The organism is Mycobacterium sp. IDUB_24 (genome assembly GCF_055419385.1).
In genome coordinates this window covers 765713-780613 of the sequence record NZ_JBVAXO010000001.1, presented here as the reverse complement: position 1 = coordinate 780613, position 14901 = coordinate 765713, and the positions used below count along the sequence as shown (strand labels likewise).

The following is a 14901-nucleotide window of genomic DNA, read 5'->3' as shown; positions in this document are numbered from 1 at the left end:
TGCGCCCGGTGATGAGGGATTCCGCTCAAGGGGACCGCAAGTCGCCGAACACTCCGCGCCGGGTGAGCTCCGCGATCATGATCTGCGCCATCCGGTCGGCGCGCTCGGTGCAGGCCGTACGGGCGGCGTCGGGATCGCGGGCGTGAATGGCGGCGGTTTCCGCTTCGTAGCCGGGGAGAAAATCGGCTTTGGCCTTCGGGTAGCTGATCCAGAATTCGGAGGGCGCGAAGCTCTTACCGGCGCGGATGGTGGCGTGCAGGCGTGGCCCGGCGTACTCGTCGTTGATCGTGTCGCGGAACACCCAGCACGCCTCCTGGAAGGTCTTGGTGTCCTTTGCTGAACGCATGAGCCGCAACGCGTCATCGAGGTGAGCCAGCATCCGCGGAGTGGGGTTTGTGGCGCAGCGAGCCGAGGCGATGCCGTTGAGGATCCCGTACAACTCGTGGTGTTCGGCCACGGTTGCCTCGTCGAACCGGGAGACGAACGCACCGCGGTGATATCGCGTCGAGAGAATGCCGTCGTGCTCGAGCTGAACCACTGCCTCCTGGATCGGGACGCGGCTGAGCCCGAGGTCACGCACGATCTCGTTGCGGTCGATGCGGTCACCGGACCGCAGCTTGCCCGTCATCACCAGATTGATGATGTGCGTGACAACCTGGTCCTTCTCCTTGACCCCGTAGTTTTTGGGCACCCTTGGTAACTCCCCCTTTGAGTCGGGACGCACACCCCCCGTGCGTTGGCGTTTCGCCAGTTTCTCACGTGCCCGCCCGATCGGAGACGTGAGTGGCCTCAGCTCAGCCGCTGAACTTTGCGCGTCGCCCGTCGCGCCACCGGCAAAGAGCCTCGGCAGCGGTCAGATCGTAGTCCGGACCGTTGACGCCGACGGTGATGATGCTGACCCCCAGATCGGCCAGGGCATCGGCCTCGGTGAGCATGGCGTCGATACCGCCGGACTCCTGCACCCCTGCCGATCGCTGTACGGTCGCCGGGTCGCGGCCGGTGACGCCGCAGTGTTCGGCGAGTACCTCCGCCTTTCCCGGGTAGGTGTTGCGGTCGACGAAGGCGTGCCAGATGTCTGCGTGCTCGGCCACCAGCCGCAAGGTCTTACGTTCGCCCTGCCCGCCGATGAGGATCGGGATCTCGCGGGTGGGTGCCGGGTTGAGTTTGGCCAGCCGGGCCTCGATTCGCGGCAGCGCCTCGGCCAGATCGTCCAGGCGGCTGCCCGCGGTGCCGAACTCGTACCCGTACTCGTCGTAATCCTTTTGTTTCCAACCACTTCCGATGCCAAGGATGAGCCGGCCGCCGGAGATGTGGTCGACGGTGCGGGCCATGTCGGCCAGTAGTTCGGGGTTGCGGTAGGAGTTGCAGGTGACCAGTGCGCCGATCTCGATGCGCGAGGTCTGCTCGGCCCAGGCGCCGAGCATCGTCCAGCATTCGTAGTGTGCACCGTCGGGATCGCCGTAGAGCGGGAAGAAGTGATCCCAGTTGAAGGCGATGTCGACGCCGATGTCCTCACAGCGGCGCACCGCGTCGCGGATGTGACTGTAGGTGGGGGAGTGCTGCGGCTGCAATTGCACTCCGATGCGTATGGGATGGCTCACTTTTTCGAGCCTACCCACGCCGTTGCGGTGCGGGCCCGGTTTGGTGCCGGGCCCCGGGGATCAGTGGATCAGCTCAGCAGGCCACGCAAGATCTCGACCAGCTTGGCCGGCTGATCGCCCTGCACGGAGTGGCCGGAGTCGGCGACGACGTGGGTGCGCTGAAAGCCCGGTGCGTTATTTGCAAACGTCTCGGCGTCGTCGTCGTTGACAAAATATGAGTTGGCGCCGCGGATCAGGGTGGTGGGCATGGTGATCGCCGGGACGTCGTCCCACAAGCCGTCAAACCCGTCACCCTTGCGGAACGTGTCGTACCGCCATGTCCAGGTGCCGTCCTGAAGCTGCTTGGAGTTGTGGAACACGCCGCGCCGCAACGAATTCCGGTCCCGATGTGGGGCGGCGGCGACGGTCACGTCGAGCATGGCCTGAAACGTCGGAAAGGTGCGGTTCTCCTGCACCAGGGCGACGGTGCCCATCTGCGCCTTGGTCATCTCGTTGTGCCGCTCGGGTGCCGACGGCGTGACGTCGACCAGCGCGAGCTCGGGTACCAGCCGGGGCTCGGTCGCCGCGATCCGCAGCGCGGTCAACCCGCCCAGCGACATACCGACCACCAGTCGTGGAGTGGGGGCGTGCTTTTCGAGCACCGGGATCAGGGTGGCCGCATTCAGTTTCGGGCCGTAGTCGCCGTCTTCGCGCCAGGCCGAACGCCCGTGGCCGGGCAGATCGACGGCCAGGGCGGGCTGCCCGAGGCCGAGGATCACGGTGTCCCAGGTGTGGGCGTTCTGGCCGCCGCCGTGCAGGAACACGATGCGCGGGGCGGCGGTGCCGAACTTCAGCGCGCTGATCGGCCCCTGCTCGATGCGCTCGACCGGCGGCAACGGACCGCTCGCCCCGATCTGCTCGGCGTTTTCGTGCAGGAGGCCGAACTCGTCTAGACCGGCCAATTCGTCGTCGGCAACCACGGGGCCCTTTATACGCCGAGAGTGCGGTGAGATCGCATCCGGATGGATATTCGCGATCTCACCGCACTCTCGGTGAAAGAACTAGCCCTCGATGAAGGTCTCCAGCTCGATGCGCGCGACGTCGTCGGCGATCTGCTTGGGCGGGCTCTTCATCAGGTAGGCAGAGGCTGCCTCGATGGGGCCGCCGATGCCGCGGTCCTTGGCGATCTTGGCGGCACGCACCGCGTCGATGATGACGCCGGCCGAGTTCGGCGAGTCCCACACCTCGAGCTTGTACTCCAGGTTCAGCGGCACGTCACCGAAGGCGCGGCCTTCCAGGCGCACATAGGCCCACTTGCGGTCGTCGAGCCATGCGACGTGATCGGACGGGCCGATGTGGACGTTCTTGTCCTCGATCTTGCCGGCCAACGAGCCGGTCAGGTTGGAGGTGACGGCCTGGGTCTTGGAGACCTTCTTGGACTCGAGGCGCGAGCGCTCCAGCATGTTCAGGAAGTCCATGTTGCCGCCGACGTTGAGCTGATAGGTGCGGTCCAGCGTGACGCCGCGGTCTTCGAACAGCTTGGCCATCACGCGGTGGGTGATGGTCGCGCCGACCTGGCTCTTGATGTCGTCACCGACGATCGGGACACCGGCGTCCTCGAACTTCTTGGCCCAGACCGGGTCGGAGGCGATGAACACCGGCAGCGCGTTGACAAAGGCCACGCCGGCGTCGATGGCGCACTGGGCGTAGAACTTGTCGGCCTCTTCAGAGCCCACCGGCAGGTAGGAGACCATCACGTCGACCTTGGCGTCCTTGAGTGCCTTGACCACGTCGACGGGCTCGAAGTCCGAGATCTCGATGGTGTCGGCGTAGTACTTGCCGATGCCATCGAGGGTCGGGCCGCGCTGCACCGTGACGTTGGTCGGCGGCACGTCGGCGATCTTGATGGTGTTGTTCTCGGAGGCGAAGATGGCCTCGGACAGGTCGAAGCCGACCTTCTTGGCGTCCACGTCGAACGCGGCCACGAATTTCACGTCGCGGACGTGGTACGGGCCGAACTTCACGTGCATCAGGCCCGGCACGGACGTGTTCTCGTCGGCGTTGTGGTAGTACTGCACGCCCTGGACCAGGGAAGATGCGCAGTTACCGACGCCGACAATGGCGACCCGGATTTCTCCTGCGTGCTCAGACATGGACGATCTCCTTACTCGTTCTGTGTGCTCGGCCTGGGGCCATCTGCGGCGCTGTGCTCATGGGCTTTCTGGGTGTCCCTGCGCCGTGCGCTCGGCCGCGATCAACTCGTTGAGCCATTTGACTTCTCGTTCACTGGACTCCAGGCCCAGTTGGTGCAGCTGACGGGTGTAGCGGTCGAACGAACTACTGGCCCGCGCCACGGCTTCACGCAGACCTTCCCGGCGTTCCTCCACCTGACGACGCCGCCCCTCCAGGATTCGCATCCTGGCCTCGGCCGGAGTGCGGTTGAAGAAGGCGAGGTGGACACCGAAACCGTCGTCGGAGAAGTTCTGCGGTCCCGTGTCGGCGACCAACTCGGTGAATCGCTGCTTGCCGGCATCGGTCAGCTGGTACACCCGTCGAGCCCGGCGCACCTTGGTCGGTCCCAAGGGTGCGGCGTCCTCGACGATCAGGCCATCGGCCTGCATGCGACGTAATGCCGGGTAGAGCGAGCCATACGAGAACGCTCTGAACGCCCCCAACAGACCCGTCAATCGCTTGCGCAGCTCATAGCCGTGCATGGGCGACTCGAGAAGGAGGCCGAGAACTGCGAGCTCCAGCATCGAGATCACCCCTTTCGACAGATCAGATGGAATTGATCGCTACGACGGATCAACACCTCGCCAAACTGTATCGCGCCGATATATTTGGTGCCAAGTATTGGCCGATAGTCACGCTGGAGTGACTGCCGGGCTCGAGCGTCACGCCGGCGTGACGAAGGGAGCCCGAGCAGCGACGACGACAGCTCGGCGGCGAGTTCTACTCACCTGCTGTTGCGGTAGATCTCCTTGATGGTGCCGTCGGGATACAGGTCGATGTTCCCGCCCCCGAAGTCGCTGCTCACGACGATTGCGATGTTGACGGCATCGGGTGTCGAGGGATCCTCGGACGGTGTGATGCGCATCCACGCGCTCTTCACGTCATCGCGCTTGGTGTTGAGGGTTTCGGGTGCGCCCCGCAAGATGCCGAGAGCCTTCTCGTAATCGAATGCCGCGAGGTCGACGAGGCGGTCCTCGTCGCGAAGGGTGTCCGGCGAGCCCGGGTCACCCCAGCCGCCGGTGTATCGGTAGTACACCTTCTTACGGCTGTCCTGTGGATCCGGTCGGTAGGCCATCGCCGAGTCCGGATCGATGTGCAGCTCGTAGCCCATGGTGTTGCCGAATTTCTGGCGCATCTGCTCGAACAGTCCGTTCACCCCGTTGAGCGATTGCAGCTGTTTCGGCGGGGTCAGCACCAACGGGGGCGATGCCGTCCGGCACGGCCCCAGGGTCGGGGTTGAAGCTCAGCGGCGACGAGGTGTTTCCGTACAGGCCCCAGCCGATGCCCACGCCGAGCACGACCAGCACGGCGGCCGAGGCCACCCGCAGGCCCCAGCCGCCGCCCGGCTTGCTCATGCGCGGCAGGCGCGGCTTGGTCAGCGTCGGCAGCTGCACCGGGGAATTGGCGTTCTGCAGATCCTCGACCAGGCGGGCCAGATCGCCCAGGGTTGTGGCGTTGGTGGCGGCCGACACCCGTTGGCGGTGTTCTTCCATGGACAACTGGCCCTCGCCCAGCGCGTTGTCGAGCACTTTGCAGGTGTCGTTGCGATCGCTGTCTTTGGCCCGCGTGTTCGAGGGCTGCCGAGTTGCCACGCCGATGATCGTAAGAGGTGTGACGCGGTCGCGCCTCGGGGTCCAGGGGGTCGACGTACTCTGGTCATCGTGCGATTGCAGAGACAGGTGGTGGATTACGCGCTTCGGCGGCGGTCCCTGCTGGCTGAGGTCTATTCGGGGCGCACCGGCGTCACGGAGGTCTGTGATGCCAACCCGTACCTGCTGCGCGCGGCAAAGTTTCACGGCAAGCAAAGTTCGGTGATGTGTCCCATCTGCCGTAAAGAGCAGCTCACGCTGGTGTCGTGGGTTTTCGGTGATCATCTGGGCCCGGTTTCGGGCTCGGCGCGCACCGCGGAGGAGCTGGTGATGTTGGCAACTCGTTACGACGAGTTCGCAGTCCATGTGGTTGAGGTATGCCGCACCTGCAGTTGGAATCATTTGGTCAAGTCATATGTCCTGGGCGCGCCTCGGCCGCCGAAGGCACGTGGCACTCGAGGCACGCGCAAGTCGGCGCGTACGGCCAGTGAATAGCGAAGGGCGCCACAGCCGGTCAGCCAACGACATCCGTAGTGCGGCTGACCGACTCGGCGCGCGCGAGAACCCGCCGCCCCCTCGTGAGAAGCGGCCGCCGGCCCGGGATGTGCGGCCGCCGGCGGACAATGCGCCCACGGGACGGCCGAACGGCCCCATGGGTCGTCCCGGTCGCCCGGCGGTACCGCCGGATGATCGGCTCACCACGGTGCTGCCTCCGGTGCGTGACGGCGGTCCGGCCCCGCTGGACGTCGTCAGGGCGGCGATGGACGGCACCACCCCGCCGAAACCGCCGCCACCCAAATCGCCCCCTCCGCCGCCGGGAGGCGGGCGTGGGTCGGGGCCCTCGGGTCCGTCCGGACCGTCTGGGCCGAAGTCGACCCCGCAGTTCCACATCAACTGGAAGCTGGTTCGACGCCTGTCGATAGCCGCGGTGGTGGCGATGATCCTGCTTCCGCTGGTCACCTTCGGTATGGCCTACATGATCGTCGACGTCCCCCAGCCCGGTGACATCCGGACGAACCAGGTGTCGACCATCATGGCCAGCGACGGCAGCGAGATCGCCAAGATCGTGCCGCCGGAAGGGAACCGGGTCGACGTCGGAATCGACAAGATCCCCGAGCACGTCCGTAACGCGGTGATGGCCGCCGAGGACCGCGACTTCTACACAAATCCGGGATTCTCGTTCACAGCGCTGTTGCGCGCGATCAAGAACAACCTGGTGGGCGGTGATCTGCAGGGCGGATCGACCATCACCCAGCAGTACGTCAAGAACGCGCTCGTCGGTGACGAGCGGTCCGGCATCGGCGGTCTGATCCGTAAGGCCAAGGAGCTGGTCATCTCGACCAAGATGGCCAGCGAATGGTCCAAAGACGCTGTGATGCAGGCGTATCTGAACATGATCTATTTCGGTCGCGGTTCGTACGGGATCGCGGCGGCAGCCAAGGCGTACTTCGACAAGCCGGTCGAACAACTCACCGTCGCCGAGGGTGCACTGATGGCCGCGCTGATCCAGCGCCCGTCGACGCTGGACCCCGCCGTGGATCCCGAGGGCGCCGCCGAGCGGTGGAACTGGGTGCTCGACGGCATGGTCGACATGGGTGCGCTGTCAGCCCAGGATCGGGCCGGACAGGTGTTCCCGCCGACCGTGCCACCGGACCAGGCCCGCCAGGCCAACCAGACCACCGGTCCGAACGGATTGATCGAGCGGCAGGTCACGAAGGAACTGCTGGATCTGTTCGATATCAGTGAGCAGGCCCTGAACACCGAGGGGCTGCAGGTCACCACCACGATCGATCCGCAGGCTCAGCAGGCCGCGGAGAACGCGGTGTCCAAGTACATGGACGGCCAGGATTCCGACATGCGGACCGCGGCGGTGTCCATCGATCCGCGCGACGGCGCGGTCAAGGCTTATTACGGCGGCTCAGATGCCAATGGCTTCGACTTCGCGCAGGCCGGTCTGCCGACAGGTTCGTCGTTCAAGGTGTTCGCTCTGGTCGCTGCCCTGCAACAGGGCATCGGCCTGGGCTATCAGGTAGACAGCGGCCCGGTCACCGTCAACGGCATCAAGATCAGCAATGTCGAAGGTGAAGGGTGCGGCACCTGCTCCATCGCCGAGGCGCTCAAGCGGTCGCTGAACACCAGTTACTACCGGCTGATGCTCAAACTGGAGCACGGTCCCGAGGACGTCGCCAAGGCCGCACACGATGCCGGCGTGGCCGAGAGTATCCCGGGCGTCGAGCACACGCTGTCCGAGGATGGCAAGGGCGGCCCGCCCAACAACGGTGTGGTGCTCGGCCAGTACCAGTCCCGGGTGATCGACATGGCCTCCGCCTACGCCACGCTCGCGGCCTCCGGCGTCTATCACAAGCCGCACTTCGTGCAGAAGGTGGTGAACTCCTCGGGGCAGGTGTTGTTCGACGCCTCCAGCCAGGACAACGGTGAACAGCGCATCGACAAGGCAGTGGCTGACAACGTCACTTCGGCGATGCAGCCGATCGCCGGTTGGTCGAAGGGACACAACCTGGCAGGTGGACGCGCCTCGGCGGCCAAGACGGGCACGAATCAGCTCGGCGACACCGGCGACAACCGCGACGCCTGGATGGTCGGCTACACGCCGTCGCTTTCGACCGCGGTCTGGGTGGGTACCTCCGAGGGCGTGAAACCTTTGAAGACGCCGGGCGGTGGTCCGGTCTACGGATCCGGACTGCCGTCGGACATTTGGAAATCCACGATGGACGGCGCGCTGAAGGGCACGGATAACGAGTCGTTCCCGAAGCCGACTGAGATCGGTGGCTACGCGGGTGTGCCGCAGGCTCCGGTGGCCCCGCCGCCGGGAACACTTCCCAACGGCCCGCAGGTATCCGTGATGCCTTCGGAGACCGTGATCCAGCCGACCATCGAAGTGGCCCCGGGCATCACGATCCCGATCGGCCCTCCGACGACGGTGCCGATCGGACCGCCACCGGGAGCACCTGTCGTGCCCGGCGGGCCGGAAGTCCCGATGCCCCCGCCGCCTCCGTGACGGACCGGCTAGCCCCGGCTTCCCTGGCAGGGTTGGATGCGCCGGCGCCGCCGTCGGGGTTGGATTCGCCGGCTCCGCCGGCAGGAGACCGGCGGAGCGCCGACGACCGCGACCTCCCCAGCCGCAACGACCGGCTGGCCGAGGCGCTGTCGCAGACCGTGGGCGGCCCCGTCGGCCGACACGCGTTGATCGGCCGGTCACGGTTCATGACGCCATTGCGGGTGATGTTCGTGATCGCGGTGGTGTTCCTGGCGTTGGGCTATACGTCCAAGGCCGCGTGCCTGCAGACGACGGGCAGCGGAACTGCCGGCCAGCGGGTGGCGAACTGGGAGAACAACCGGGCCTATTACGAGCTGTGCTATTCCGACACGGTTCCGCTCTACACCGCAGAGTTGTTGAACCAGGGCAAGTTTCCCTACAAGTCCAGTTGGGTCGAGAACGACGCCACCGGCAAGCCGCGCCTGCAGTACGACGGCAGCCCGGCGATCCGCTACATGGAATACCCGGTGCTGACCGGGCTTTACCAGTACGCGTCGATGTCGCTGGCCAAGACCTACACCGCGCTGACGAAGCTGGTGTCGGTCCCGCTCGTGGCCGAGGTGGTGATGTTCTTCAATATCGCCGCGTTCGGTTTGGCGCTGGCCTGGTTGGCAACGATCTGGGCCACCTCACGACTGGCCGGCCGGCGAGTGTGGGATGCCGCGCTGGTGGCCGGCTCACCGATCGTGATCTTCCAGGTGTTCACCAACTTCGATGCGCTCGCGACAGCCTCTGCGGCCGGCGCAATGCTGGCGTGGGCCCGGCGTAAGCCCGTGTGGGCCGGTGCGCTGATCGGAATCGGCGTGGCGGCCAAGCTTTATCCGCTGCTGTTGTTCGTTCCGCTGATCCTGCTCGGAATGCGCACCGGGCGTCTGCGGGAGGTCGGCAAGACCGCGCTGACCGCGGTCGCGACGTGGTTGATCGTCAACCTGCCGATCATGGTGCTGTTCCCGCGCGGGTGGTCAGAGTTCTTCCGGCTCAACACCCGTCGCGGTGACGACATGGATTCGTTGTACAACGTGGTGAAGTCATTCAGCGACTGGCAGGGCTTCGATCCGGACCTGGGTTTCTGGCAGCCGCCGACGGTGCTCAACACCGTCACCGCGGTGTTGTTCGCGGCGTGCTGTATTGCGATCGGCTACATCGCACTGACGGCGCCGCAGCGGCCCCGGTTGGCGCAACTGGCGTTCCTGGTCATCGCCGCCTTCCTGCTGACCAACAAGGTGTGGAGCCCGCAGTTCTCGCTGTGGCTGGTGCCGCTGGCGGTACTGGCGCTGCCGCACCGCCGAATCCTGTTGGCGTGGATGACCATCGATGCCCTCGTGTGGGTGCCGCGCATGCTCTATCTGTACGGCGAGGCCAACAAAGGCCTGCCCGAGCAGTGGTTCACCGTCACCGTGTTGTTGCGGGATCTCGCGGTGATGGCGCTGTGTGCGTTGGTGGTTCGTCAGATCTACCGCCCGGAGCTGGACCTGGTCCGGCACGGCGGCCGCATCGATGACCCCTCCGGCGGGGTGTTCGACGGCGCGTCCGACGACCCACCGCGGTGGCTGCCGGACTGGCTGCGACCATCGGCTGACCGGGTGCGCATCGAACCGGCCCCGGCGGAGCCGGTTTCCGCTCAGCCCTGATAGCCCTGATAGCCCTGATGCGGGGGATATCCCTGGAACGGTGAATAAACCTGAGGCACAACCGGATCCTGCGGATCTCGCGTCGCGCAGATCCACTTGGCGGTCGACGGCAGCAGGGTCAGTACCAGCGTCAAGATCGGGAAAACGAAGCCGAGCACCGCGAGCATGGCGAACGCGCCGAGATCGTGGGTGGGTGCACCGGAGATGCCGATGAACAATTCGGCGAAGCCGAGCAGACCGAGCAGGATGGCCACAGCGCATCCGCCGACGATGAGCCAGCGGCCGATCATCTTGTGCCGCCACAGCAGAATCGCCCCGTTGAAGAGCACCAGTCCGAAGGCAAAGCCGAGCAGGCTGAAGATAATGCCCATGGCGTCGAAATCATGATCACCGATCATGACGGCCAAGCCCAGTGCGCCGAACAAGACGCCGAAAAGTCCGCCCAGCAGCGCCAGAATGCCGGCGATGATCGCCGTGGCACCGCTAGGGCCACCGGATGGTGTCGGCCGAGAACCGCCCGGGTATCCGGGTTGTGCTCCGAAGCCGGGCTGGTGCGAAAAGATCGGCGGTTGGGCCTGGAAACTGGGTTGGTCCGAAAAGCCCGGCTGTTCCGGAAATCCCGGACCGTACGGCCCACTGGGAAAGGTCATCGATCCCCCCGATCCTTGAAGATTGACCGACTCGCCGCGCTCCACTCAACGCTGGTATGGCGGATAGTGCTGGGCTACAACTAGACTCGGCTTTGCTCGGAGCCACCGCTCGGTCGACGGCAGCATCGTCAGTACAAGCGTCAAGATCGGAAAGACGAGACCCGCGATGATGGGGGTGTCGACTGAATCGAACTCACGACTGGGCTCGCCTGTGACGCCGATGAGGATGTCGCCGAGGGCGGTTATCCCGAACAGGATGACTACGGCGCATCCGCCCACAATCAGCCGGCGGGCGATCGGCTTGCGCCGCCACAGCAGTAGCGCCCCGTTGAAGAGCACCAGTCCCAAGGCGACGCTGAACACGCTGACGACAGCACCCATGGCATCGAAATCACGGTCACCGAACGTGGCGGCCGCGACCACTGCGCCGTAGAAGACGCCGAACAGTCCGCCGAGTAACGCCAGGATTCCGGCGATGACCGCCGAGGCTCGGCTCGGGCCACGCGACGGTGTCGGCTGAGAACCGCCCGCATAGCCGGGCTGCTGTGGCCACCCCGGCTGCGGATAGCCGGGCTGCTGTCCGAAGCCGGATTGGTGCGAGTAGATCGGGGGCTGGATTCCGAAGCTGGGCTGTTGGGAAAAGCCCGGCTGTTCCGGGAAGCCCTGATCGTAGGGACCGCTGGGAAAGGTCACAGATCCCCCCGGAGTCTCGAACGTTGACGGGCTCACTTTATCCGGATTGCGCGGGGCAAGGCGGCATGGGCGTTAGCTGGGCCTGCGGTAGCAGGCGTTAGGTAGCAGCCACCAGATCCTGTTTCGCCCGGATCCACGCCGTGGTCGACGGGAGCAACGCCACCACGAGCGTGGCTATCGGTAGCGCCAGACTCAAGATTGCCAGCCCGCTGATGCCGTAGGACCCGTAGCGGGCCGTGGTGGCGAGATTCAGCCCGAGGCTGATCAGGCTGCCGAGGATGATCAAAGCGCAGCCGATGACGATGAGCCGACGGCCGGTCATCTTGCGTCGCAACAGCGCCACCGTGCCGGCCAGGAGCAGGAGACCGCAGACGACGCTCAGCAATGTCGCGAGGACCGTCAGCGCCAGTGCCCCAGGGGTTCTGAGGGCCAGAGTTCGCAAGCCCGCGTCACCGGCCAGTGCGGCGAGCCCGGAAAGGCCGGCGATGCCGTTGCCGAGGGTCAGCAGGGCGCCGACCCCGGCCAGGACCGCCGTGACGATCGCCGTGATGCCGCTCGACGAAGCCTCCGGCGGGGGTCCCTCCGGCCCGGGTTCGCCGAGCGGATTCTCGGGCTGATCCTCGGATCCTGAAGGAGGGGTCACTGCTGCTCCGATCGTGAGTGGATGGCGGGCCTGTAGACAGGAAATCAGCCCGGGTATTGCGGATAGAACTGGGGCGCAACCGGATTCTGCTTCGCCCTGATCCACGCAGCGGTGGACGGCAGCAGCACCAGCACGAGCGTCGCGATGGGGAAGATGACACCCACGAGATCAGCACCTACGCCGCGGTCGTACTCGTAGTCTGCGATGGCCGAGGGCGTCAACGTGAGGTTGATCAGGGTGCTGAGAATCGATACCACACATCCTGCGGCCACGAGCCAGCGACCAATCATCTTGCGCAGCAACAACGTCAGCGTTCCGACCAGAAGCAGCAGCCCGGCAACGATGTTCAACATCGTGATGGCAATCAGTGATGTCCACACGCCCTCGGAGGAACTGGCCACATCGGACGATCCGCCAATAATTACGGAAAGTCCGAAGGCCATGGCGAGGCCGCCGACAAAGTTCGCCAGGCCGCCGAGGCCGGCAAGAACACCCGCGGTGATGCCGGTGGCCCCACTCGGTGAGGCAGGTGGCGCGGGCGGCAGGCCGTAGGGATGCTGCGGATAGCCATGCTGCGGGTAGCCCTGAGGTGGGTAGCTCGGCTGCTGTGCAAAGGCGGGCTGCTGCGGATAGCCCGGTTGCTGGGGATACGCAGGCTGCTGGGAGTAGCCGGGTTGCTCGGGAATGCCCTGGCCGTATGGCCCATTGGGATAGGTCACAGAGTCCCCCGATCCTCGAAGATCAACGGGCTCACCCTATACGGATTTCGCAGATCAGGGCGCTTTCGGGTAGCCTGGGCCGGTTGCCGACGCAGGCGACCCTCCTGCCACGGACACGCCGTGGCCGCAACGACCATAGGAGGTGATGGGTTCCTTATGCGTCCATACGAAATCATGGTCATTCTCGACCCGACACTCGACGAGCGCACCGTAGCTCCCTCGCTGGAGACGTTCCTGAACGTCATCCGCAAGGACGGTGGCAGTGTTGAAAAGGTTGACATCTGGGGCCGCCGCCGGCTGGCCTACGAGATCGCCAAGCACGCCGAAGGCATCTACGCCATCGTCGATGTCAAGGCTGAACCGGCCACCGTGTCCGAGCTCGACCGTCAGCTGAACCTGAACGAGTCCGTGCTGCGGACCAAGGTGATGCGGACGGACAAGCACTAAAGGCTGTCAGTCGTCGGCGGGGCTACGTAGGCTTCGCGCAAACGGACATGCCTATCCCAGGAGGATCTCGTGGCTGGTGACACCACCATCACAGTTGTCGGAAACCTGACCGCTGACCCGGAATTGCGTTTCACTCCGTCCGGCGCAGCTGTCGCCAACTTCACCGTTGCCTCGACGCCGAGGATGTTCGATCGGCAGAGCAACGAGTGGAAGGACGGCGAGGCGCTGTTCCTTCGGTGCAACATCTGGCGTGAGGCGGCCGAGAACGTGGCCGAGAGTCTCACCCGGGGTTCGCGGGTGATCGTCACGGGTCGGCTCAAGCAGCGTTCCTTCGAAACCCGCGAGGGCGAGAAGCGCACCGTTGTCGAGGTTGAGGTCGACGAGATCGGTCCGTCCCTGCGCTACGCCACGGCCAAGGTCAACAAGGCCAGCCGCAGTGGCGGCGGAGGCGGTGGCTTCGGCGGTGGCGGTGGAGGCGGCGCGGCTTCGCGCCCAGCCGAGCCCAAAGACGATCCGTGGGGCAGTGCGCCCGCGTCGGGCTCCTTCAGCGGGGCCGACGACGAGCCGCCGTTCTGATCAACATCGAAATTTTTGCAAGGAAGAGATAACCAATGGCCAAGACCACTAAGAGGCGGCCGGCACCGGAAAAGCCGGTCAAGACTCGGAAGTGCGTGTTCTGCTCCAAGAAGGGCAAGGGGCAGATCATCGATTACAAAGACACTGCGCTGCTGCGCACCTACATCAGCGAGCGCGGCAAGATCCGTGCCCGTCGGGTGACCGGCAACTGTGTCCAGCACCAGCGCGATGTCGCCATCGCCGTGAAGAACGCCCGCGAGGTGGCTCTGCTGCCCTTCGGTTCGTCGACGCGGTAGGGGGCAGACCAATGAAGCTGATTCTCACCGCTGAGGTGGAGCACCTGGGTGTCGCAGGCGACGCCGTCGAGGTCAAGGACGGCTACGGCCGTAACTACCTCCTGCCGCGCGGGCTGGCCATCGTTGCCACCCGTGGCGCCGAGCGCCAGGCCGACGAGATCCGTCGCGCCCGCGAGACCAAGGAGATCCGCGGCGTCGAGCACGCCAACGAGCTCAAGACCGCTCTGGAGAACCTGGGCGAGGTGTCGCTGCCGGTTCACGCCGCCGGGGACACCGGCAAGCTGTTCGGCTCGGTCACCGCGGCCGATGTCGTGTCCGTGATCAAGAAGGCCGGCGGGCCCAACTTGGACAAGCGCACGGTGCAGCTGCCCAAGGCACACATCAAGTCGGTCGGCACGCATCCGATCGTCGTTCGGCTGCACACCGGGGTGGAAGCCAAGGTGTCGCTGAACGTCGTAGCCGAGTAACCCCGACGCGGAGCAATCCGTAGCGGAGTCATTCTGCGAGCACTCAACCGCCCGGGTGGGGACCCTTAGGGGTTCCCACCCGGGCGTTGCTGCATCTCTGGCGAACTCACTGCGGGAAACTCTGGACAGCGAACCTCACTCGGTGTTAACCCGCCCGGTCCCTGGGCGCAACACAACACGCCCGGGACGGCAACCCGGCACGACACGCCGAAGAACTTTCCATACACAATTACTGACAACCTCTATGGGACTCTGACCTGGTAAAACAACAGATCGCCGAGAAATGATCCACAGGTTCTCCCCAGAGGCTCAACACTGCG

16 protein-coding genes and 1 pseudogene are annotated in these 14901 nt (G+C 65.3%); 7 read left to right on the top strand and 10 right to left on the bottom strand.

Going from position 1 to position 14901, the window contains the following annotated elements:
• Window positions 1-25: 25 nt before the first annotated feature.
• The 6 genes and pseudogenes from ACZYZF_RS03870 to ACZYZF_RS03845 form a co-directional block, all read right to left on the bottom strand.
• A complete protein-coding gene (locus tag ACZYZF_RS03870; protein WP_463743445.1) occupies window positions 26-691 on the bottom strand; it encodes a GntR family transcriptional regulator in 666 nt (221 codons plus the stop codon).
• A 103-nt stretch (window positions 692-794) separates the two neighbouring features.
• Window positions 795-1619, bottom strand: a complete 825-nt coding sequence (locus ACZYZF_RS03865) for an LLM class F420-dependent oxidoreductase (RefSeq protein ID WP_463834584.1) — start codon at window positions 1617-1619, stop codon at window positions 795-797.
• Window positions 1620-1669: 50 nt separating this feature from the next.
• On the bottom strand, window positions 1670-2560 hold the full coding sequence (locus tag ACZYZF_RS03860; RefSeq protein ID WP_463743447.1) for an alpha/beta fold hydrolase: 891 nt from the start codon (window positions 2558-2560) through the stop codon (window positions 1670-1672).
• A gap of 81 nt (window positions 2561-2641) precedes the next feature.
• Entirely contained in the window at window positions 2642-3733 is a 1092-nt protein-coding gene (locus ACZYZF_RS03855; protein WP_463743448.1) for an inositol-3-phosphate synthase, read from the bottom strand.
• 57 nt (window positions 3734-3790) lie between these two features.
• Complete coding sequence (locus ACZYZF_RS03850) at window positions 3791-4336, bottom strand: PadR family transcriptional regulator (RefSeq protein WP_029109245.1); 546 nt, start codon at window positions 4334-4336, stop codon at window positions 3791-3793.
• A 200-nt stretch (window positions 4337-4536) separates the two neighbouring features.
• Window positions 4537-5404: pseudogene (locus tag ACZYZF_RS03845) on the bottom strand (DUF1707 SHOCT-like domain-containing protein).
• 69 nt (window positions 5405-5473) lie between these two features.
• On the opposite strand from ACZYZF_RS03845, the gene ACZYZF_RS03840 reads away from it, so the two are divergent.
• The 3 genes from ACZYZF_RS03840 to ACZYZF_RS03830 all read left to right on the top strand — a co-directional run bounded on the left by ACZYZF_RS03840 (window position 5474) and on the right by ACZYZF_RS03830 (window position 10090).
• Window positions 5474-5896 carry a DUF5318 domain-containing protein gene (locus ACZYZF_RS03840; RefSeq protein ID WP_029109243.1) on the top strand — a complete coding sequence of 141 codons (423 nt, stop codon included), beginning with the start codon at window positions 5474-5476 and terminating at the stop codon, window positions 5894-5896.
• A 157-nt stretch (window positions 5897-6053) separates the two neighbouring features.
• Entirely contained in the window at window positions 6054-8420 is a 2367-nt protein-coding gene (locus ACZYZF_RS03835) for a transglycosylase domain-containing protein (protein WP_463834583.1), read from the top strand.
• A gap of 32 nt (window positions 8421-8452) precedes the next feature.
• The gene (locus ACZYZF_RS03830) at window positions 8453-10090 is read left to right on the top strand and encodes a glycosyltransferase family 87 protein (RefSeq protein WP_463835130.1); all 1638 of its coding nucleotides are present in this window, start codon (window positions 8453-8455) and stop codon (window positions 10088-10090) included.
• Here the strand turns inward: ACZYZF_RS03830 and ACZYZF_RS03825 are convergent.
• The 4 genes from ACZYZF_RS03825 to ACZYZF_RS03810 form a co-directional block, all read right to left on the bottom strand.
• Entirely contained in the window at window positions 10081-10740 is a 660-nt protein-coding gene (locus ACZYZF_RS03825) for a hypothetical protein (RefSeq protein ID WP_463834582.1), read from the bottom strand. The two genes, ACZYZF_RS03830 and ACZYZF_RS03825, sit on opposite strands and share 10 nt — an antisense overlap.
• 45 nt (window positions 10741-10785) lie before the next feature.
• Window positions 10786-11433 carry a hypothetical protein gene (locus ACZYZF_RS03820; RefSeq protein WP_463834581.1) on the bottom strand — a complete coding sequence of 216 codons (648 nt, stop codon included), beginning with the start codon at window positions 11431-11433 and terminating at the stop codon, window positions 10786-10788.
• A 97-nt stretch (window positions 11434-11530) separates the two neighbouring features.
• Window positions 11531-12076 carry a hypothetical protein gene (locus ACZYZF_RS03815; RefSeq protein ID WP_463834580.1) on the bottom strand — a complete coding sequence of 182 codons (546 nt, stop codon included), beginning with the start codon at window positions 12074-12076 and terminating at the stop codon, window positions 11531-11533.
• A gap of 44 nt (window positions 12077-12120) precedes the next feature.
• Window positions 12121-12795, bottom strand: coding sequence for a hypothetical protein (locus tag ACZYZF_RS03810; RefSeq protein ID WP_463834578.1), 675 nt, complete (start codon window positions 12793-12795; stop codon window positions 12121-12123).
• A 156-nt stretch (window positions 12796-12951) separates the two neighbouring features.
• Here ACZYZF_RS03810 and rpsF point away from each other — a divergent pair, with 156 nt between their 5' ends.
• The 4 genes from rpsF (at window position 12952) to rplI (ending at window position 14581) form a co-directional block, all read left to right on the top strand.
• Window positions 12952-13242, top strand: coding sequence for a 30S ribosomal protein S6 (gene rpsF / locus ACZYZF_RS03805; protein ID WP_463743455.1), 291 nt, complete (start codon window positions 12952-12954; stop codon window positions 13240-13242).
• Between the two features lie 69 nt (window positions 13243-13311).
• Window positions 13312-13818 (top strand): single-stranded DNA-binding protein, encoded by a 507-nt coding sequence (locus ACZYZF_RS03800; RefSeq protein ID WP_463834577.1) that lies wholly within the window; start codon window positions 13312-13314, stop codon window positions 13816-13818.
• Window positions 13819-13853: 35 nt separating this feature from the next.
• Window positions 13854-14114 carry a 30S ribosomal protein S18 gene (gene rpsR / locus ACZYZF_RS03795; protein ID WP_135459648.1) on the top strand — a complete coding sequence of 87 codons (261 nt, stop codon included), beginning with the start codon at window positions 13854-13856 and terminating at the stop codon, window positions 14112-14114.
• An 11-nt stretch (window positions 14115-14125) separates the two neighbouring features.
• Window positions 14126-14581, top strand: coding sequence for a 50S ribosomal protein L9 (gene rplI, locus ACZYZF_RS03790; RefSeq protein ID WP_463743457.1), 456 nt, complete (start codon window positions 14126-14128; stop codon window positions 14579-14581).
• Window positions 14582-14901 lie beyond the last annotated feature (320 nt).